Annotated in this window: 17 protein-coding genes; 9 read left to right on the forward strand and 8 right to left on the reverse strand. The window is 73.6% G+C overall.

Going from position 1 to position 18,686, the window contains the following annotated elements; genetic code table 11:
• Window positions 1–40 precede the first annotated feature (40 nt).
• Complete coding sequence (locus HH311_RS06115) at window positions 41–1,432, forward strand: NAD(P)/FAD-dependent oxidoreductase (protein WP_169182742.1); 1,392 nt, start codon at window positions 41–43, stop codon at window positions 1,430–1,432.
• A gap of 10 nt (window positions 1,433–1,442) precedes the next feature.
• On the opposite strand, the gene HH311_RS06120 is transcribed toward HH311_RS06115, so the two are convergent.
• Window positions 1,443–1,646: a hypothetical protein gene (locus tag HH311_RS06120; RefSeq protein ID WP_169182743.1), complete on the reverse strand. Its 204-nt coding sequence runs from the start codon at window positions 1,644–1,646 to the stop codon at window positions 1,443–1,445.
• A gap of 193 nt (window positions 1,647–1,839) precedes the next feature.
• On the opposite strand from HH311_RS06120, the gene HH311_RS06125 reads away from it, so the two are divergent.
• Window positions 1,840–4,293 carry an excinuclease ABC subunit UvrA gene (locus tag HH311_RS06125; protein ID WP_169182744.1) on the forward strand — a complete coding sequence of 818 codons (2,454 nt, stop codon included), beginning with the start codon at window positions 1,840–1,842 and terminating at the stop codon, window positions 4,291–4,293.
• Here the strand turns inward: HH311_RS06125 and HH311_RS06130 are convergent.
• Genes HH311_RS06130 through HH311_RS06140 form a run of 3 tightly spaced genes read right to left on the reverse strand, consistent with a single transcriptional unit; the run spans window position 4,263 to window position 6,648 of the window.
• Window positions 4,263–5,255 (reverse strand): DUF3445 domain-containing protein, encoded by a 993-nt coding sequence (locus HH311_RS06130; protein WP_169182745.1) that lies wholly within the window; start codon window positions 5,253–5,255, stop codon window positions 4,263–4,265. The two genes, HH311_RS06125 and HH311_RS06130, sit on opposite strands and share 31 nt — an antisense overlap.
• Window positions 5,252–6,211 (reverse strand): PDR/VanB family oxidoreductase, encoded by a 960-nt coding sequence (locus HH311_RS06135; RefSeq protein ID WP_169182746.1) that lies wholly within the window; start codon window positions 6,209–6,211, stop codon window positions 5,252–5,254. The genes HH311_RS06130 and HH311_RS06135 overlap by 4 nt, the downstream gene beginning before the upstream one ends.
• On the reverse strand, window positions 6,211–6,648 hold the full coding sequence (locus HH311_RS06140; RefSeq protein WP_169182747.1) for a hypothetical protein: 438 nt from the start codon (window positions 6,646–6,648) through the stop codon (window positions 6,211–6,213). Before HH311_RS06140 ends, HH311_RS06135 begins: the two co-directional genes overlap by 1 nt.
• Window positions 6,649–6,766: 118 nt before the next feature.
• Here HH311_RS06140 and serA point away from each other — a divergent pair, with 118 nt between their 5' ends.
• Together serA and HH311_RS06150 are read left to right on the forward strand one after the other, a co-directional pair.
• Window positions 6,767–7,966, forward strand: coding sequence for a phosphoglycerate dehydrogenase (gene serA, locus HH311_RS06145; protein WP_169182748.1), 1,200 nt, complete (start codon window positions 6,767–6,769; stop codon window positions 7,964–7,966).
• Between the two features lie 201 nt (window positions 7,967–8,167).
• The gene (locus HH311_RS06150) at window positions 8,168–9,400 is read left to right on the forward strand and encodes a hypothetical protein (RefSeq protein WP_169182749.1); all 1,233 of its coding nucleotides are present in this window, start codon (window positions 8,168–8,170) and stop codon (window positions 9,398–9,400) included.
• Window positions 9,401–9,432: 32 nt separating this feature from the next.
• Here HH311_RS06150 and HH311_RS06155 read toward each other — a convergent pair whose 3' ends face one another.
• Complete coding sequence (locus HH311_RS06155; RefSeq protein ID WP_169182750.1) at window positions 9,433–10,398, reverse strand: helix-turn-helix domain-containing protein; 966 nt, start codon at window positions 10,396–10,398, stop codon at window positions 9,433–9,435.
• Window positions 10,399–10,559: 161 nt separating this feature from the next.
• Here HH311_RS06155 and HH311_RS06160 point away from each other — a divergent pair, with 161 nt between their 5' ends.
• Window positions 10,560–11,420, forward strand: coding sequence for an alpha/beta hydrolase (locus tag HH311_RS06160; RefSeq protein WP_169182751.1), 861 nt, complete (start codon window positions 10,560–10,562; stop codon window positions 11,418–11,420).
• Between the two features lie 25 nt (window positions 11,421–11,445).
• On the opposite strand, the gene HH311_RS06165 is transcribed toward HH311_RS06160, so the two are convergent.
• Window positions 11,446–11,982 (reverse strand): isochorismatase family protein, encoded by a 537-nt coding sequence (locus tag HH311_RS06165; RefSeq protein ID WP_169182752.1) that lies wholly within the window; start codon window positions 11,980–11,982, stop codon window positions 11,446–11,448.
• Between the two features lie 18 nt (window positions 11,983–12,000).
• Here HH311_RS06165 and HH311_RS06170 point away from each other — a divergent pair, with 18 nt between their 5' ends.
• The 3 genes from HH311_RS06170 to HH311_RS06180 are packed head-to-tail and all read left to right on the forward strand — an operon-like array spanning window position 12,001 to window position 15,211.
• Complete coding sequence (locus tag HH311_RS06170; RefSeq protein ID WP_169182753.1) at window positions 12,001–13,245, forward strand: acyl-CoA dehydrogenase family protein; 1,245 nt, start codon at window positions 12,001–12,003, stop codon at window positions 13,243–13,245.
• Window positions 13,242–13,760, forward strand: a complete 519-nt coding sequence (locus HH311_RS06175; protein ID WP_169182754.1) for an adenylyltransferase/cytidyltransferase family protein — start codon at window positions 13,242–13,244, stop codon at window positions 13,758–13,760. Before HH311_RS06170 ends, HH311_RS06175 begins: the two co-directional genes overlap by 4 nt.
• Window positions 13,757–15,211 carry an alkaline phosphatase family protein gene (locus HH311_RS06180; protein WP_169182755.1) on the forward strand — a complete coding sequence of 485 codons (1,455 nt, stop codon included), beginning with the start codon at window positions 13,757–13,759 and terminating at the stop codon, window positions 15,209–15,211. The genes HH311_RS06175 and HH311_RS06180 overlap by 4 nt, the downstream gene beginning before the upstream one ends.
• Here the strand turns inward: HH311_RS06180 and HH311_RS06185 are convergent.
• Entirely contained in the window at window positions 15,174–15,533 is a 360-nt protein-coding gene (locus tag HH311_RS06185) for a DUF1330 domain-containing protein (protein WP_169182756.1), read from the reverse strand. The two genes, HH311_RS06180 and HH311_RS06185, sit on opposite strands and share 38 nt — an antisense overlap.
• Before the next feature lie 86 nt (window positions 15,534–15,619).
• On the opposite strand from HH311_RS06185, the gene HH311_RS06190 reads away from it, so the two are divergent.
• A complete protein-coding gene (locus HH311_RS06190) occupies window positions 15,620–17,302 on the forward strand; it encodes a DHA2 family efflux MFS transporter permease subunit (protein ID WP_312029976.1) in 1,683 nt (560 codons plus the stop codon).
• A 16-nt stretch (window positions 17,303–17,318) separates the two neighbouring features.
• Here HH311_RS06190 and HH311_RS06195 read toward each other — a convergent pair whose 3' ends face one another.
• A complete protein-coding gene (locus HH311_RS06195) occupies window positions 17,319–18,617 on the reverse strand; it encodes an NAD(P)/FAD-dependent oxidoreductase (protein ID WP_169182758.1) in 1,299 nt (432 codons plus the stop codon).
• Window positions 18,618–18,686 lie beyond the last annotated feature (69 nt).

Genomic DNA, 18,686 nt, shown 5'->3' on the forward strand with positions numbered 1-18,686 from the left:
CCGTCGTTTCACCGCCCGCACCGGTGGGGGACAGGTGCCCATGACGGGCGCGCAGCGGGACGTCGGGACGGGCGCGGGCGCGGGCTCCCGTCCCCGGGTGGTCGTGGTCGGCAGCGGGTTCGCCGGGTACCACGCGTGCCGGTCGTTGGCCCGGAGGATGGGCGACGCGGTCGACATCGTGCTGGTCAGCCCGACCAACTACTTCCTCTACCTGCCGCTGCTGCCCGAGGTCGCCGGCGGAGTGCTGGAGCCCCGACGCATCTCGGTGTCGCTGACCACCACGCTGCCGCCGAACGTGCGGCACGCCCACGGCGAGGTGGACGAGCTCGACCTCGCCCGGCGGACGGCCCGGTGGATGGACCCGGAGGGCCGGCACCACACCTCGTCCTACGACCGGCTCGTGCTCGCCGTGGGCAGCGTCCACAAGCTGATGCCGGTCCCCGGCCTCAGCGAGTTCGCCCATGGGTTCCGCGGCATCCCCGAAGCCCTCTACCTGCGGGACCACCTGATCCGCCAGATCGAGCTCGCCGCCGGGACCGACGACCCCGACGAGCGCCGCGCCCGCTGCACGTTCGTCGTGGTCGGCGCCGGCTACACCGGCACCGAGGTCGTCGCGCAGGGCCAGCTCCTCACCCGGGAGCTGGCCCGGTCCGCGCGGCTGGGCGAGGACGCCGTGCGCTGGCTGCTGGTCAGCCGCAGCGAGGTCCTCCACGGCCTCGACGAGCACCTCGGGCAGACCGCCGACCGGGTCCTGCGCGAGCGCGGGGTCGAGGTGCGCACCGGCGACACCGTCGACGAGGTGACGGCGGACGGGGTCCGGCTGCACAGCGGCGAGCAGGTGCCGACCCGCACCCTCGTCTGGTGCGTCGGCGTCCGGCCCGACCCGCTGATCGAGAGCGTCGGGCTCGAGCTCGCCGAGGGCCGCCTCGTGGTCGACCGGACCCTGACGGTGCCCGGCCACCCCGAGGTGTTCGCGTGCGGCGACGCGGCCGCCGTGCCCGACCCGGCGAAGCCCGGCCGGTACACGGCGATGACCGCCCAGCACGCCGAGCGGCAGGGCAGGCTCGCCGGCCGCAACGTGGCGGCGTCACTGGGGCGCGGCCGCACGCGTCGCTACCGCCACCGCGACCTCGGGTTCCTCGTCGACCTCGGCGGCACCGACGCCGCGGCGAACCCGCTGCACCTGCACCTGTCCGGTCTGCCGGCCAAGACGATCACCCGCGGCTACCACCTGCTCTCCATGCCCGGCAACCGGCTGCGCACCGCCACCGACTGGCTCCTCGTCGCCGTCCTCACGCGCCAGACGACCCAGCTCGGCCTGGTCCGCTCGGCGTCGGTGCCCCTCGACACCTCCTCGCCCGAGGTGCCGCACCACCCGCGGATGGCGTTCCCGCCCGAACGGTCACCGGGGGACCCGGAGGGAGCAGGCTGACGCGCCCCGCTCAGCCGTCGTCGTCCCCGTCCTTCGGCTGTGGAGCAGCCGGGGCCACCGGGACGTGCGCCGGCGCCTGGACCTGACCGGCGGGCGGAGGCGCCGCGGGCGTGTCACCGGTGTCGCCGTGCCCGGCACCGCTGAACACCAGCACGAGCCCGACGACGGCGGCCGCCACCGCCAGCGCGTTCCCGATGCGGTTCTTCGTCACCATCAAGCAGTCGCCTCCCGCCGGCGGCCCCACCCCGAGTGATGCCGACCACAGCGTCGGGGTCCGGGCGGAGATCCGTCAACCGATCAGGAATCGAGAAGCACCGCGCGACCCGGTCCTCCTAGCGTGGTCGCGCACCGTGACCACACCCGGAACCCCGACATACTGGACGGGGCCGCGACGGAGGGGGACGCGCATGAGCACCGCGACGGGGACCGGCACGGCGAGGGGGACCGGCGCCGCGGCGCCCGACGCCGCGGCGCCCGAAGCCACGGCCGCGAGCGGGCACGCCGCCGACGGGCACGACCTCATCCGCGTGATCGGCGCCCGCGAGAACAACCTGCGCGACATCAACGTCGAGCTGCCCAAGCGCCGGCTCACGGTCTTCACCGGCGTCTCCGGGTCGGGCAAGAGCTCCCTGGTGTTCTCGACGATCGCCGCCGAGTCGCAGCGGCTGATCAACGAGACCTACAGCGCCTTCGTGCAGGGCTTCATGCCGACGCTGGGCCGCCCCGACGTCGACGTCCTCGACGGGCTGACGACGGCGATCATCGTCGGCCAGGAGCGGATGGGCGGCGACCGGCGGTCCACCGTCGGCACCGCCACCGACGCCGGGGCGCTGCTCCGGATCCTCTTCAGCCGGCTCGGCGACCCGCACATCGGCTCGCCGCAGGCGTTCTCGTTCAACGTCGCCTCGATCAGCGGCGCCGGCGCGGTGACCCTCGAGAAGGGCGGGCGTCAGGTCAAGGAACGCCGCGAGTTCTCGATCACCGGCGGGATGTGCCCCCGCTGCGAGGGCCGCGGGTCGGTGTCGGACTTCGACCTGACCGCCCTCTACGACGAGGACAAGTCCCTCGACGAGGGCGCCCTCACGATCCCCGGCTACAGCATGGACGGCTGGTTCGGCCGCATCTTCAAGGGCTCCGGCTACTTCGACCCGGCCAAGCCGATCCGCGAGTACACCCGGCGGGAGCTCGACGACCTCCTCCACCGCGAACCCACGAAGATCAAGGTCGACGGGATCAACCTCACCTACGAGGGGCTGATCCCGAAGATTCAGAAGTCGATGCTGTCGAAGGACGTCGACTCGATGCAGCCGCACATCCGGGCGTTCGTCGACCGCGCGGTCGTGTTCGCGACGTGCCCGGAGTGCGACGGCACCCGCCTCACCGAGGCGGCGCGGTCGTCCCGGATCGGCGGGGTGAACATCGCCGACGCCTCGGCCATGCAGATCAGCGACCTCGCCGACTGGGTCGGCGCCCTGGACGAGCCGTCCCTCGCGCCGCTGCTCACGACGCTGCGCGACACCCTCGACTCCTTCGTCGAGATCGGCCTGGGCTACCTGGCGCTCGACCGGCCGGCGGGCACGCTGTCCGGCGGCGAGGCCCAGCGCGTGAAGATGGTCGGCCACCTCGGCTCCTCGCTCACCGACGTCACCTACGTCTTCGACGAGCCCACCATCGGCCTGCACCCCCACGACATCGCGCGGATGAACGGCCTGCTCCTGCGGCTGCGCGACAAGGGCAACACCGTGCTCGTCGTCGAGCACAAGCCCGAGACGATCGCGATCGCCGACCACGTCGTCGATCTCGGTCCCGGCGCGGGCACCGAGGGCGGGACGGTGCAGTTCGAGGGCGACGTCGAGGGCCTGCGGCGCAGCGGTACGACCACCGGGCGCCACCTCGACGACCGCGCGAGCACCAAGCCGGGCGTGCGGACGCCGTCGGGAGCGCTCGAGGTCCGTGGCGCCACGACGCACAACCTGCAGGGCGTCGACGTCGACATCCCGCTCGGCGTGCTCGTCGCGATCACCGGCGTGGCCGGCTCGGGCAAGAGCTCGCTGGTCATGGGCTCGGTGGCCGGGCGCGACGGCGTCGTGGTCGTCGACCAGGCCCCGATCAAGGGTTCTCGGCGCAGCAACCCCGCGACCTACACCGGGCTCCTCGACCCGGTCCGCAAGGCGTTCGCCAAGGCCAACGGCGTGAAGCCCGCCCTGTTCAGCGCCAACTCCGAGGGGGCGTGCCCGAACTGCCACGGCGCCGGCGTCGTCTACACCGACCTCGCGATCATGGCGGGCGTCGCGACGACGTGCGAGGTCTGCGACGGGAAGCGCTTCTCCGCCGACGTGCTCGAGTACACCTTCGGTGGCCGCGACATCAGCGAGGTGCTCGCGATGCCGGTGGCCGAGGCGGCGGAGTTCTTCGGGGCGGGGGAGGCGAAGACACCGGCAGCGGCCACGATCCTGCGCCGGCTCGTCGACGTCGGGCTCGGCTACGTCCGGCTCGGCCAGCCGCTCACCACGCTCTCGGGCGGCGAGCGCCAGCGGCTCAAGCTCGCCACCCACCTCTCGGAGAAGGCCGGCACCTACGTCCTCGACGAACCCACCACCGGCCTGCACCTGGCCGACGTCGAACAGCTCCTCGGCCTGCTCGACCGACTCGTCGACGCGGGGAGGTCGGTGATCGTCATCGAGCACCACCAGGCGGTGATGGCGCACGCCGACTGGATCGTCGACCTCGGGCCCGGCGCGGGTCACGACGGCGGGCGGGTCGTCTTCGAGGGCACCCCCGCCGACCTCGTCGCGGCCCGGTCGACCCTGACCGGCGAGCACCTCGCGGACTACGTCGCGGCGGCCCCCGCCGGCGCGTGAGCCTGACGCCGGAGCCACTCCGCGGCGAGCGGGCCCAGCGTGTCGAGCTCCTTGTAGGCCGAGGTCCCGGGCGCCAAGGTCTCCAGCACCGACGCCAGGCGCCCGGCCCACCCCGGCACCGTCGCGACCCGCCCGAGGGACAGTGGCCGGACCCCGATGAGGAACAGCACGCTGCCGGTGAGGGGGAGCTTCACCAGGTGCTGCACCTCGGTGCGCAGGAACACCTCGCGCCCGGGGTCGACGACGTCGAGGGCGGCCCGCCGCGGTCCCCACGCCGGGAAGGCGTCCAGGGACAGGTCCGCCTCGTCGTCGAGCTGCAGCCCCCAGTTGAGCCGCCGCCACGCCTCGCCCGGGTGCAACCGCAGCAGGAACCGCTCCGCCCGCTCGAACACCCGGCGGGCCTCGTCGCCGGGCACCGGGCGGTGCAGCTCGGCGAAGCTCATCCCGGCGTCGAACGCCAGCGACCAGACCGACGCGGCGGTCACCAGGCCGGCGTCGAGCCACAGCGCGTCGCCGCGGTCGCCGAGGACGACGACGTCCTCCTCGACCTGCGCGGCCGCGAACGCCAGCGGGTGCTCGGGCAGCGACGCGTCGTCGCCGACGACGAACTCCGCCTCGACGCCGAGGCGGTGGTTGCGCCAGCGGCGGCGGGCGCCGTCGCCCTCGAGCTGCGCCTCGCCCGGGCGCTCGCGGGCCATCCGCTCGAGCAGCCAGAGCATCGCGTCCCACGACGCGGCGCGGGCGTGGGGCGCGGCGACGAAGCGACGCGGTTCCCGGCCGAAGATCGTCCGACGTCGGACGATCGCCTCGGCGTGGTCCGGCCCCACGTGCAGCATCGTCGAGCCCCACGCGCCGGCCTCCGTGGCCCGCTCGACGCCGGCCTCCTCGACGTTCGCGCTGATCCGGTAGGTGTCGTGGGGGAGCGGGAACGGATAGCTCGCGACGTCTTCCGGGACGGTCACAGCTGCAGCTCCACGGTCTCCCCGACGGCGGCCCGGGAGACGCACAGCGCCATGTGCCCGTCCCGTTCGTCGTCGCCGAGCACGGTGTCGCGGTGCTCGACCCGCCCCGCGGCCACCTCCGTCACGCACTCGCCGCACACCCCCTGCCGGCAGAGCCGGGGAGCGGCGACGCCGGCGCGGTCGAGCGCGTCGAGCAGCGACTCGCCGGCGCCGACCGCGACCTCCCGCCCGCTGCGGCGCAGCACCGCGGTGAACGGCGTGCCCGTCGCGGGAGCGTGGACGAACGGCTCGGCGTGGACGCGGTCGGCCACCCAGTGCGCCCGCCTCGCCGTCGCCGCCACCGCGGCGATCAGCCCGGGTGGCCCGCAGGTGTAGACGTGGCTGTTCCACGGGGCACCGCGCAGCGCCTCGTCGAGGAGCGCCGGCACCGCGGTGCGGTCCGTCGCCCGTGCGAGCCGATCCCCGGCGAGCGCGCGCAGGTCCGCCGCGTGCGGGGTCACCCCGGGACGCTGCACCAGCAGCACCTCGAAGGAGTTCCCCCAGAACGCGTGCCAGGCCGCGTGGGCGAGCACCGGGGTGACCCCGATGCCGCCCGCGACGAGCACGTGGTGCGCCGCGGTCCCGACCGGCGGGAACGACGAGCGGGGCGGGGTCGCCCGCACCCGGTCGCCGGGCGCGAGGGCGTGCACCCGGCGGGACCCGCCCTCGCCGTCGGGACGCAGCGCGATGGAGAGGTGGTACTCCTCGGGGTCGAGGCCCGGCGGGAGGTCGCGGGGGGTCGGGCCGCGCGGGCTCGGCGTCGGCGTGAGCGAGTAGGGGTTGAGCCGCCCCGGCGCCCACTCGAGCCCGACGTGCGCGCCGGGTGGGTACGACGGGAGCGGCCCGTCGCCGACGAGGGTCACCGACCGCACCCCCGCGCACGGCGTGGCGACGTCGGCGACGCGCAGCTCGAGCATCACGCGCGCGGCACCCCGAGGACGGCGCCGTGCACCCGCGACTCCTGGTCGGAGACCGCGAGTGCGGTCCCGCACGCGGGGCAGGCCGCCAGGGCGTCGCGGCGGCTCTCCCCTTGGTGGTGGCAGACGCCGCAGTGGACCCGGACCCGCCAGGAGTCGTCGAGCGGCCACACCGTGACCTCCTCGCCGAGGGCGCCCCGCGCGAGCGCGGCGGCGCGCACGGCCGCGGCGTCCGCGGTGGTCCCGACACCGACGATCCGCCACCCGGTGGTCAGCCGGGGGAGCTCGGCGTCGAGGACGGTCGCGGCGTCGTCCGCGGACACGACGACGCGGACCCGGTCGCGGGCGGCGCAGCGCTCGGCCGCAGCGGCTCCGGCCCGCTCGCCGACGGCGAGCACGAGCCGTGGAGGCGGTCCGGAAACGTCCGGTCCCGGCATCCGTGCGCTCCCTCCCGACCGATGGTGGTCCCGGTCATAGTGGCGTTCACCTGCACGAACCCCGCTCGCGACCGTCGAGGGCGGTCCGGGAGGCCCTGCTCGACAGTAGGCTCGCCGTGTGAAGGTCCTACTGCTGGAGAACATTCACCCGACCGCCGCCGACGCCTTCCGCCGGGCCGGCCTCGAGGTCGAGGAGCGGCCCGGCTCCCTCGCCGGCGACGAGCTGACCGAGGCCCTGGCGGGCGTGTCCCTGCTCGGCATCCGGTCCAACACCAAGATCACGGCCGAGGTGCTCGACGCGGGCAAGGACCTCCTGGCCGTCGGGTGCTTCTGCATCGGCACCAACCAGGTCGACCTGACCGGCGCCGCCGAACGCGGCATCGCCGTCTTCAACGCCCCCTTCTCCAACACCCGCAGCGTGGTCGAGCTGGTGCTCGGCGAGATCATCGCGCTGACCCGCCGGCTGGTCGAGAAGACCCAGCGGATGCACGAGGGCATCTGGGACAAGTCGGCCCGGGGCAGCCACGAGTTCCGCGGCCGCACCCTCGGCATCGTCGGCTACGGGAACATCGGCACGCAGCTGTCGAACATGGCCGAGGCGGTCGGGCTGCACGTCATCTTCTACGACACCGCCGACCGCCTGGCCCACGGCAACGCCCGCAAGGTCGACTCGCTCGACGAGCTGCTCGCCGAGGCCGACGTCGTCACCCTCCACGTGGACGGCCGGCCCGGGAACGCCGGACTGTTCGGCGCCGAGCAGTTCGCCAAGATGAAACCGCGGTCGATCTTCATCAACGCCTCGCGCGGGATGGTCATCGACGACGACGCGCTGCGCGAGAACATCCTGTCCGGCCACATCGCCGGCGCGGCCATCGACGTGTTCCCGATCGAGCCGAAGGCCCAGGGCGACCCGTTCGAGTCCCCGCTGCGCGGCCTCGACAATGTCATCCTCACCCCGCACGTCGGTGGCTCCACCCAGGAGGCGCAGGAGGAGATCGGCGGGTTCGTCTCGACGAAGCTGCTGTCCTTCGTGGCCACCGGCGGCACCGCGCTGTCGGTGAACCTGCCCGAGGTCGCCACGCCGCTGGCACCGGACTCGCACCGCCTGGCCTACCTGCACACCAACCAGCCGGGCGTGCTCGCGCACATCAACCAGCTGCTGCACGAGATCGGCGTCAACGTCGTCGGGCAGGCGCTGTCCACCCGGGGCGACCTCGGCTACGTCGTCGTCGACACCGACGCGCCGATCCCGGACGAGGCGCTGTCCGACCTGCGCCGCTCCCCGCAGACGGTCTGGCTGCGCACCTGGGCGCCCTGAGGCGCCGAGCTCCCGAGCACGTCCGACGACCACCCACCTCCGGGTCGCGACCCGGAGGCGGGTGGTCGTCGTCGTTCTGGACGGTCGGTGATCGTCGGGTGGCGGACGGTGAGCAGAGTGCTGTCCAACTATGGTATCGATCACATACATTCTGTATTCTGAATTCGATCACCGTGCCCGAGAGAACGCCGAGGTTCGCTCATGTCGACGATCCACGAGTCCGATCCAGGGACCGCGACGCAGGGGAGGAAGGGCCTGCCGTGGTGGGCGTTCGGGATCGCGAACGTCGTCATCGTGCTGGTCGTCTCGGTCCTGCTGTGGTGGCTGCTGGTCGACCCGCAGTGGAGCCCGGTCGGCTCCTACCCGCAGCCCTTCGAGGCCGCGCTCTTCTGGTCGGTCATCGCGACGGTCTGGATCGCGTTCAACTGCGGCTGGACGGGGCCGGCGTCGTTGCCCCAGCCGACGCGCGGCCTCGTCGGCATCGTCGTGGTGCTCGTGGTCGCGGCGCTGGTGACGGTGCTGCTGGCCTTCGGGTGGGGTGCGATCGACCCGAGCTTCGCGGCGTCCCGCGCCGAGGGCGCGGGATTCACCATGGGCCAGCTCATCGTGCTGTTCGCGTTCTTCTTCTACGTGACGGCAGCGATCAACTGGATGCACTGGCCGTGGGCGGGGCGTCTCGAGCAGCCCTGGCTCGGCCTCGCCGAGATCGGCGCGCTCGTCCTGCCGACGCTCGTCGTCTACGGGGTGCTCGCCGTCCCGAACGTCGCGACCTGGGCCGACAAGGGCACCGCGCTCATCGAGACGACCACGCTCATCGGCTGGTTCTACTCGCTGATCGTGAGTGTCGTCATCACCGGTCTGCTGTGGGAGAACCGGCCGTGGTCGCTCGCCGGCACGCCCGGGCGGGTCGCGGCCCTCTCCTTCGTCGGCAACATCGTGTTCGGCACGGTCCTGTACTTCGTCGTCGGCGGGCTCGCGCGGCTGCTCATGGGACCGGCCAACGTCGCCGCCCTCGGTGACGGGGTCACCGAGTACGCGGCCGAGCTCGGGGTCTGCTGGGTGTTCTGGATGATCGCCTGGGGCAACGTCTTCGGCAACAAGCCCACCCACCTCGGGGCGGTCGCGAACGACGCGGTGCGCTTCGTCGTCACCCTCGTGCTCGGCGCGCTGACGTTCCTCGCGTACTACTTCTCCTTCGCCGGCACGGTGCTGCACGAGCCGGCGGCCGGGACGTCGCTGCACGGGGACGCGCTGGGCTTCATGGACCTCGCCGTGCTGATCACGCTCTTCTACGTGTTGTTCCTCGGGTCGGCCGGCCTCCCCGCCCCGGACGCTGACGCCGCGGAGGCCGACGCCGAGACGATCGCCGTCGAGACCGGGGAGGCCGCGAAGGCCGACGCGCGGGCCGAGGCCCGCCACCGGACGGTCACGTAATCAGCGCAGCTGCGCACCTGGGCGCCCTGAGCTCAGCCGGTGTCGGGACGGGTGCGACGCCACTCGTTGGGCGTCATTCCGTAGGCCCGTTTGAAGGCCCGCCCGAAGTGGGACGGGTCGACGAAGCCCCAGCGGCTCCCGATGATCGCGACGGCGAGGTGGGCCTGCGTCGGGTCCCGGAGCGCCCGTGCGCACCCGTCGAGGCGCTGCTCCTGGATCGTCGCGTGCAGGCCCACCCCCTCCCGGGCCAGGACCGCGTACAGGTGGCGCAGCGATACGTGGTGGGCGGCGGCGATCCGCCCGGGCGTGAGGTCGCGCTCGGTGAGGTGATCGGCCACGTACCGGCGCACCCGCGCCACGAGTGAGCCCTCCAGCGCGGCCGGGGCCGTGTCGTCGTCGCCCGCCTGGACCGCGAGGAGCGCCCGGACGAGGTCGATGCCGGGGCCCGCGACCGCCCGGGCGGCGTCCGGCCGGTCGAGGGCGGAGGTCGCCGCGAGCGTGGTGAAGAACGACCCGACGGCGGCGGCGAGCGGGTTGGTGTCGGGGCCCATCCGGACGCCGAGCAGCGGCTCGAGCCGTCGGGACGGGAGCGCGAGGGCGTCGCGCGGGATCCGCACGTAGTGCAGTTCGGTGAGCTCGCGGTTCTCGACCGAGTAGGGGCGCGTGCTGTCGTAGACCACCATGTCCCCGGGGCGGAGGACGGCCTGGCTCCCGGCCTGGCTCACGACGGTCGTCCCGGTGGTCTGGACCGCGAGGAAGAGCTGGGGCACGTGGTCGCGGCGCACCAGGGCCGGGGTCCGGTACAGCGCGTTGGCGCTCGACCGGGCCGACGACAGGTTGATCGGACCTGCCTCGGTGACCCGGAACTCGACGTCGATGTCCACGGGATCCGGGGTGAACGTCATCTCGACCGGGAGGACGTTGTTCCAGACGGTGTCGTACAGGAAATCGACGCGATCACGCGCGGCGACGTCGGCGATGCTCAGCGTCAGGGCCACGGCGTCGTCTCCTCACGGTGCGCACCCGAATACGTACGAAACGTCGATGGGTGGCGAGATCGGCACGATCCGCACAGCGCCGTGCAGGGACAGTCCACCCGGAAAGGGCCGCTCTGTCCATGGTCGGGGCACTGATCCCGATTCCTCCGGAGGAGCGACCGATGAGCGAGCCGTACACGGCCCCCACCACCGGCGAACAGCAGGAGATCGACCGCGCCAACGCATCCGGCAAGCAGCCCGTCGTGTTCGTGCACGGGCTCTGGCTGCTCGACAGCAGCTGGGACCGGTGGGCGGCGTTGTTCGAGGACGCCGGCTACGTCGCGGTCACCCCGGGATGGCCCGACGACCCGGGCTCGGTGGAGGAGGCCCACGCGAACCCGGAGGTCTTCGCGGGCAAGAGCGTCGGTGACGTCGCCGCCTACCAGCAGATGATCATCGAGCGCCTCGACCGGAAGCCGGCCCTCGTCGGCCACTCCTTCGGCGGGGTCCTGGTCCAGATCCTCGCCGGCCGTGGGCTGTCCGCGGCGACCTGTTCGGTCGACCCCGCACCCTCCCGGGGGGTGCTGCCGCTCCCGGTGGCGGCGCTGAAGGCCGGGGCACCGGTGCTGGCCAATCCCGCCAACCGTCACCGCGCGGTGACGCTCACGTTCGACCAGTTCCGCTACGGGTTCGCCAACGCGGTGAGCGAGGAGGAGGCCCGGGAACTGTACGAGCAGTACCACGTCGCGGGTTCCGGGATCCCGCTCTTCCAGGCCGCGTTCGCCAATCTCAACCCGGCCACGGAGGTCCGGGCCGAGAAGACCGGGAGCGACCGGGGCCCCATGCTCGTGGTCTCCGGGGAGCTGGACCACCAGGCGCCGCACGCGATCGCGTGGGCCACCTACGAGGCGCAGAAGCGCAACACGCACGTCGAGACGGAGTTCACCGAGATTCCCGGTCGCGGCCATTCCCTGACGATCGACTCCGGGTGGGAGGAGGTCGCCCGCACCTGCCTCGAGTTCATCTCGCGCTTCGTGAAGTGACCGGCCGGACCCGGCCTCCGCGCTCTCACTTGATCAGCTTCTGCACCTCGCGGAAGGCCGGGTTCCGGCTGGTCCCCAGCCACTCGAACACGACCATCTCCGTGGTCACCACGTCGACGCCGTGGTCGCGCATCCGCGCCACGGCGGCGTCGCGGTCCGCCGGCGAGCGACTGCCGACCGCGTCGGCGACCACGGCCACGCCGTGACCCGAGGCGCGCAGCGCGAGCACCGTGGACTGCACGCAGACGTGGGCCTCGCAGCCGCAGACGACCACCGTCGTTGGGGTCGTCGTCGGGGTCGCCGTCGGGAAGGACAGGTCCGCGGCGAACGTCGACTTCGCGACGGCGGGTGCCGGCAGCAGGGCCGCCAGCGGTCCGACGGTGGGTCCGAGCTTGTCCGGGTCCTGCTCGGTGGTCGTCACGGGGACCTCGAGGCGCGTCGCGGCGCGGATCAGCCGTGAGCACTGCTCGACGACGTCGGCCGCGCCCGCGATGGCCGGCATGAGGCGTTCCTGCAGGTCGATCACCAGCAGGACCGAGGACCCGGCGGAGAGCAGCGGCACGGGCCTAGGTTACGAACCATGACGAGCGTAGCGGGGCTCACCGACCGCGTCGAGCACTACCGGGAGCGGTTCGCCACCTTCCTGACCGTCGAGGTGGGTCCCGCGGAGGAGGAACTGGCGCGCCTCGACGTCGGGACGCCGTACAACCCGCGCCTCGACGAGGACGGGCGGATGCACCCGGCCGTGTGGGAGGCGCGCCGCGAGGTCCAGCGGCGCTCGGCCAAGGCCGGGCTCTACGCCCCGCACGTCTCCGAGGCGTGCGGCGGCGGGGGGTTCACCCGCGCGGAGATGCAGCACGTCGAGGAGTTCGTCTACCACCGCAGCGGCCTGGGGCTCGGGCTCGCCGCGCTGGGCTGGACCGAGGGCCCCAACGCGGCGATCGAGCACTGCTCACCCGCCGCCCGGCAGCACTGGCTCGAGCCCCTGGTGGCCGGCGAGATCACGGCGGCGTTCGCGAACACCGAGATCTCGGTGGGCACCGACGTGCTGGCGATGGAGACGCACGCGCGCCGCGACGGGGACTCGTGGGTGCTCGACGGCCGCAAGGCGTGGATCACCAACGCCCACTTCGCCGACGTCCTGCAGGTCACCGCCGTGACCGAGCCCGGCGCGGGCACCCGCTCGCTGACGATGTTCCTGGTCGACGCGGACGCCCCCGGCGTCACCCGCGGCCGCGACATCCCGACGATGCTCGACGACGGCCTCACCGGCGAGCTGCACTTCGACGGGGTGCGGATCCCGGCCGAGGACGTCGTCGGCGAGCCCGGGGACGGGTTCGCGCTGGCCATGGCGTGGATCAACTGGCGGCGGATGTGCCGGGGCGGGATGTGCGCGGGGTGGGGGGCGTGGCTCCTGGAGCGCGCGCTCGACCGCGCGGCCACCCGGACCTCGGGCGGGAAGCCGATCGCGGAGCTGCAGGCGGTGCAGCACATGCTCGCCGACATGGACGCCGACGTGTACACCGCGCGGGCCGCGTCGCTGCGGGCGCAGGTCGAGCTCGACGAGCTGCCCGGGGGGCCCTACGGGATGCCGCTGCACCCGGAGGCCCCCCGCCTGATGAGCCTCATCAAGGTGATCAACGACGAGGCGTTCTTCCGGGTCGCCGACCGGGCGGTCCAGGTGCACGGCGGCACCGGCCTGCGGCTCGGCTCCCCGGAGGAGAAGCTCTTCCGGCTCGCGCGCAACCTCAGGATCCCCGCGGGCACCGTCGAGATCCAGCGCAACGCGATCGCGCGGGGACTGTTGCGCCGGGACCACCGATGAGCCTGGCGGCGGTCACCGGGCGCTTCCAGCCGGTGCACGGCCAGCACCTCGAGCTGTTCGCGCACGCCCTGCGCCACCACGACGAGCTCGTCGTCGCCGTCACCAACCCCGACACCGGCGCCCGCCGCGAGGAGGCGACGTCCGCGCACCGCCACACCGACGCCGCCAACCCCTTCACCTACTTCGAGCGGCTGCGCCTGCTCACCGCCGCGCTCACCGGCGCGGGGATGGCCGACCGCGCCGTCGTCGTCCCCTTCGACCTCACCCGCCCGCACCTCTGGCCGGAGTACGTCCCGCGCCACGCGCGCCACTACGTGCGCGCCTACTCGCCCTGGGAGAAGGACAAGGCGGCACGGCTCGAGGCGGGCGGGTACGCGGTCACGGTGCTCGACGGCGACCCGGCGGCCAAGCTCGACGCCGCCGCGATCCGGGCCGGGTTCGACGACGGGTCCTGGGTCACCATGGTCCCGACGACGACCGTGCCGGTGCTGCGGGCGCTGCTGGCGGAGCGGTGAGCGCGCCGGGATCGCGGCCCCCGGGATGGGGGGAGACGCAGCCCCGCCTGGTCGACGACCGGCTGCCGGTCGTGCTCGTCGTGCTCGACGGCCTGGGGGACCGGCCGGTGCCGGAGCTCGGCGGCCGGACCCCGGCCGAGGCGGCGCACACCCCGGCGCTCGACGCGCTCGCCGCCCGCGGCTGCTCGGGCTGGCACCTGCCGTTCGGGTGGGGCCGGGCGCCGGCGTCGGAGCTGGCGCACTGGGCGATGTTCGGGTTCGCCGAGGTGCCCTTCCCCGGGCGGGCGGTGCTCGAGGCGCTGGGGGCCGGGGTCGACGTGCCGCGGGGGACGGCGGTGACGCACGCGGCGCTGCGGTCGTCGACGGTCGGCGACGACGGGCGGGTGTGGATCACCGGGCGGGTCGCGTCGGACGCCCGGGACGCGGCCGACGCGGCGGCGCTGCTCGAGGTGCTCGCGCCGGTGGTCGCCCGCCACGGCGCGGAGCTGGTGCCACTCGGCGGCCGGGGTGAGGCGCTGCTCGTCCTGCACGGGCACGCCGACGGCGCCGTCACCGACTCCGACCCGTTCTTCGAGGACCGTCATCCGTGGTTGCGGGTGCTGGCCTGCTCCCCGGAGTCGGGGCCCGGTGGCGGCGCCGGCGGCGGTGCCGATTCGAGCGCCGAGGTGCTGAACGCGCTGCTCCACGACACCCGCGACGCCCTGCGGGACCACCCGGTGAACCGGGCCCGGTGGGCGCGCCCGCCGCTGGACGTCCTGACGACGAAGTGGTCGGGCACGCGCGCGGAGGTCCCGGGCTTCGTCGACCGGAGCGGGGTCGCGGGTGCGGCGGTGACGAGCACCCGGCTCTACCGGGGCCTGGCGCGACTCCTCGGGATGGCGGCCCGGCACCTCGCGCCGGTCGCCGACGCGGGGGAGGACCTGGCCGCGCGACTGGCGAGCGCCGAGGACCTGATCGCGGCCGGCGCGCGGTTCGTCCACGTCCACACCAAGGCCACCGACGACGCCGGCCACACCAAGGAGCCCCGCGCCAAGCTGGAGGTCCTCGAGGCGGCCGACCCGGGGCTCGCCGGGCTGCTCGACCTCGCCGACCGCGCCGTCGTCGCCGTCACCGGGGACCACGCCACGCCGTCGACGGGCGGCGTGCTGCACACCGGCGATCCGACCCCGCTCGTCGTCGCCGGCCCGACCGTGCGCCCGGACCCGGTGACGGCGTTCGGCGAGGGTCCGGCCGCGTCGGGCTGGTACGGCACGGTGCGCGCGGCCGAGCTGCTGCCGCTCCTGTTCGGCCACGCCAACCGGCCGGTCTTCCTCGGTCACCGCGCGACCGCCCGGCGGACGCTCGCGCTGCCCGACGACCCCGAGCCGATGCTCGGAGCCGATGTTCCGGGGGCGGTGACCGGAGCGCCGGGGACTAGCGCGGGATCGTCGGCTGGAGCACCGCCTCGGTGAGCGCCTCGGTGCGCAGGTGCGTGCCCTCCTGGTAGCCGGGGTCGCGCACCATGTCCGAGAAGGCCCGGCGGCTCGGGTAGGAGACGAGCAGCACCGCGTCCCACTCCTGGCCGGGCTCGGCGACGACCGCCCGGGCCCCGTGCCCGAAGTAGACGATGCTGGCGCCGACTTTCTCCGCGAATGTCCGGAAATGGGCGATGTACTCGTCGTAGCGTTCGGCGCCGCGGTCGGCGAACCGCAGCAGGTTCAGCATGACGATCGGCTGGTCCGGATTCTCGGCGAGAAATGCCTTCATGTCCGGTCCGGAGGGGTTCACGGCCATACCCCGGGACCTTACGGAGGTGTGCGAGGGCTCGACCGGGCCCGCGCTCGGGTTTGGTCCGGGTGAATCGGTGTCACAATTCTCTGGTGACGACCACACCGACGGCTCCGGGTACCACCCTCACCGAGCCGGCCGAGCAGGACGTCAGGACCGCGCCCCCGCAGGCGCCCGCCCCTCCGGCCCCGCCGCCGACCCCGTCGGGATCGCCGGTCCGGTCCCGGGCCGCGTCGACGCCGTGGATCATCTCGCTGCTCGTCCTGGTCACCGGGATGTTCATGTCGGTGCTGGACGTCAGCATCGTCAACGTCGCGATCCCGTCCATGCAGAAGGACTTCGGGGTCACCACCGACGACATCCAGTGGGTCTCGACGGCGTACTCGCTCGCCCTGGGCGTCATCGTGCCGGTCAGCGCATGGCTGGGGGAGCGGCTCGGGCTCGGCCGGGCCTACGTGATGTCGCTGATCGGGTTCGGGCTCGGGTCCGCGCTGTGCGGGCTCGCCTGGGACCTCAACTCGATGATCGTGTTCCGCATCCTGCAGGCGATCCCGGGCGGGATCATCCCGGTCGTCGCGCTCTCGATGGTGTACCAGCTCGTCCCGCGGGAGCGGATCGGCGCGGCGATGGGGCTCTACGGGCTGGGCATCGTGTTCGCCCCGGCCGTCGGGCCCACCCTGGGTGGCTACCTCGTCGAGTACGTCGACTGGCGGCTGATCTTCTTCATCAACGTCCCGGTCGGCATCGTCGGCGCGATCGCGGCGCTCTTCCTCCTGCCGTTGCCGAAGGGCACCAAGGGCAAGAAGTTCGACGTCCTCGGCTTCGTCGCGATCGCCAGCGGGCTCTTCTCGCTGCTCCTGGCGCTCTCCGAGGGCGAGTCCTGGGGCTGGACGTCCTACCGCGTGATGATCCTCTTCACCTACGGGGCGCTCGCGCTCGCCACGTTCGTCGTCATCGAGCTCGAGGTCGACCAGCCGCTGCTCAACGTCCGGGTGTTCAAGTACTGGGCGTTCACCAACTCGCTGCTGCTGATCACCGTCCTCTCGGTGGGCCTGTTCGGCGTGCTGTTCTTCATCCCGCTGTTCCTGCAGCAGACCCAGGACCTGGGCGCGTTCGACACCGGTCTGCTGTTGCTCCCGCAGGCGCTCGTCATGGGCGTCCTCATGCCGATCGCCGGCCGGATCTACGACCGCTTCGGCCCACGGATACCGGCGGTGGTCGGGCTGACCATCCTCGCCATCGGGACCTGGATGCTGCACGACCTGTCCACGACGACCCCGTGGAGCGACCTGCGGTGGATCCTCATGTTCCGCGCCTGCGGCATGGGGCTCGCGATGATGCCGATCATGACCGGGGGGATCTCCGCGGTCCCGCCCGAGCACGTCACCGGGGCGTCGGCGTTCAACAACGTCACGCAGCGGACCGCGTCCGCGATGGGGCTCGCGGCGCTCACCGCCCTGCTGAGCAGCAAGGAGGCCCAGCAGGCCGCCGACGTCGGCGGCATGATGGGGCTGCGCTCGCCGTCGTCGGGGGCGGCGTCCTCCACGGCGTCCGCGGCGTCCTCGGCGGCCTCGGGGGCGTCCAGCGGCGGGATGTCGCCGATGCTCCAGCAGTACATGTCCTACACGCAGGTGCAGTCGGACGCGTTCGTGACGGGGCTGGACAACCTCATGATCGTGACCGCCGCGCTCACCGCGGTCGGTGTCGTGCTGGCCCTGTTCCTGCGCAACGGACCCGCGAAGTCGAGCGGAGGGCCGGCCGTCGTCGAGGCCTGAGTGCGGCGTGCCCCGCTCAGGCCGCCCGCGGCGGCCGGAGGTGGCGGACCTCGTCGACGACGGCGGCGCGCGCCTCCCGCAGGAGCCGGCGCCGCTCGCCGGGCCGGTGCAGCAGCGCTCCACCGAGGGCGCCGAGGGCGAGCGGCGCGGTGAGGAGATCGCCCGGCGGCACGTCGTGGTTGAGCACCCGGAGCAGGGTCCGGCAGCGGCGGGGATCGGCGGCCACCCGTCGCATCACCTCACGGGTGAGCAGCGGGACCGGGCCCGCGGCACCGAGGTCGCGGGCGAACCAGTACATCGCCCAGGCGTCGCGATCGCGCCACGTCCACCAGCGGCGGAGTCCGGCGTCGAGGTCGGCGTCGTCGTCGCCGTCCGCGAGGCCGGCGACGACGGCGGGGGCGAGCGCCGTGGTCTGGCGCAGCGCGTCGGCGATGCCCTGGCCCGGCGTCGGGTCCTTGACGTGCCCGGCGTCCCCGACCAGCACCCAGCCGGGTCCCGCCGAGCGGCGGAAGAACCCGTCGCGGTCCGGGACGGTGTGCAGGGGGCCCGTCCGGCGTCCCCCGGCGACCACGGCCTCGAGCTCCGGCCAGCTCCGGAGCCCTTCGGCGAACGCCCCGGGTCGGTCGGAGAGCACCTCGGCCCGACGCCGGCGCGAGGCGGCGACGACGGCCAGGAACGCGCCGCCGTCGGTCGGGCTGGCCAGGTAGCCGTGGTCGCCGATCCGCCCGAGCCACACGTGGCCGGGCGGGTGGTCGGTGTCCTCGAAGTAGCCCCAGAGGAAGACCCGCTCGGCGGGCGTGCGGCAGTACTCCCCGGCGCCCACGAGCCGCGCGACCGTCGAGCCGGCCCCGTCGGCGCCAACCACCAACCGGGCGGGCACCGGGCCGTCGGGCGTCACGACTCCGGCGACCCGCCCGCGCTCGTGGCGCAGCCCTGTCACCACGGTGCGGGTCCGGACCTCCGCGCCGGCCGCCCGGGCCGCGTCGAGGAGCACCGCGTCGAGGACGCCGCGGCGCACGTTCAGCATCGGCGCACCGAGGAGCTCGTCGCCGCGGTCGAACTCGATGCGGGCGTCGTCGACGACGACGGTTCCCCGCACGATCGGGTCGGTGCGCGCCGCCAGGGTGTCGAAGCACCCGAGCTCGCGCAGGATCGTCGCTCCGGCCGGCTGGATGCCGTGGGTCGAGGGGACGTCGCTGGGGAAGCGGGCGCGGTCGAGCACACAGACCCGGAGGCCCGCGCGGGCCAGCCGGATCGCCAGAGAGGCGCCCGCGCACCGGCCGCCCACGATCGCCACGTCGTACTCGTCCTGCACGACTGTCCTCCTCTGGACTGCTAAAACACTGTTATGACGGCATCATGGCGGTGCCGTCCCGGTAGGGCA

This window comes from Actinomycetospora sp. TBRC 11914, assembly GCF_012933465.1.
Lineage (GTDB): Bacteria > Actinomycetota > Actinomycetes > Mycobacteriales > Pseudonocardiaceae > Actinomycetospora.

What these genes read in the sequence shown, in the direction of transcription:
- HH311_RS06115 (WP_169182742.1), top strand. Translation starts at nt 41, where the DNA reads ATGACGGGCGCGCAGCGGGACGTCGGGACGGGCGCGGGCGCGGGCTCC.
- HH311_RS06150 (WP_169182749.1), top strand. Translation starts at nt 8,168, where the DNA reads ATGTCGACGATCCACGAGTCCGATCCAGGGACCGCGACGCAGGGGAGG.
- HH311_RS06160 (WP_169182751.1), top strand. Translation starts at nt 10,560, where the DNA reads ATGAGCGAGCCGTACACGGCCCCCACCACCGGCGAACAGCAGGAGATC.
- HH311_RS06175 (WP_169182754.1), top strand. Translation starts at nt 13,242, where the DNA reads ATGAGCCTGGCGGCGGTCACCGGGCGCTTCCAGCCGGTGCACGGCCAG.
- HH311_RS06170 (WP_169182753.1), top strand. Translation starts at nt 12,001, where the DNA reads ATGACGAGCGTAGCGGGGCTCACCGACCGCGTCGAGCACTACCGGGAG.
- HH311_RS06125 (WP_169182744.1), top strand. Translation starts at nt 1,840, where the DNA reads ATGAGCACCGCGACGGGGACCGGCACGGCGAGGGGGACCGGCGCCGCG.
- HH311_RS06135 (WP_169182746.1), bottom strand. Translation starts at nt 6,211, where the DNA reads ATGCTCGAGCTGCGCGTCGCCGACGTCGCCACGCCGTGCGCGGGGGTG.
- HH311_RS06140 (WP_169182747.1), bottom strand. Translation starts at nt 6,648, where the DNA reads ATGCCGGGACCGGACGTTTCCGGACCGCCTCCACGGCTCGTGCTCGCC.
- HH311_RS06120 (WP_169182743.1), bottom strand. Translation starts at nt 1,646, where the DNA reads ATGGTGACGAAGAACCGCATCGGGAACGCGCTGGCGGTGGCGGCCGCC.
- HH311_RS06185 (WP_169182756.1), bottom strand. Translation starts at nt 15,533, where the DNA reads ATGGCCGTGAACCCCTCCGGACCGGACATGAAGGCATTTCTCGCCGAG.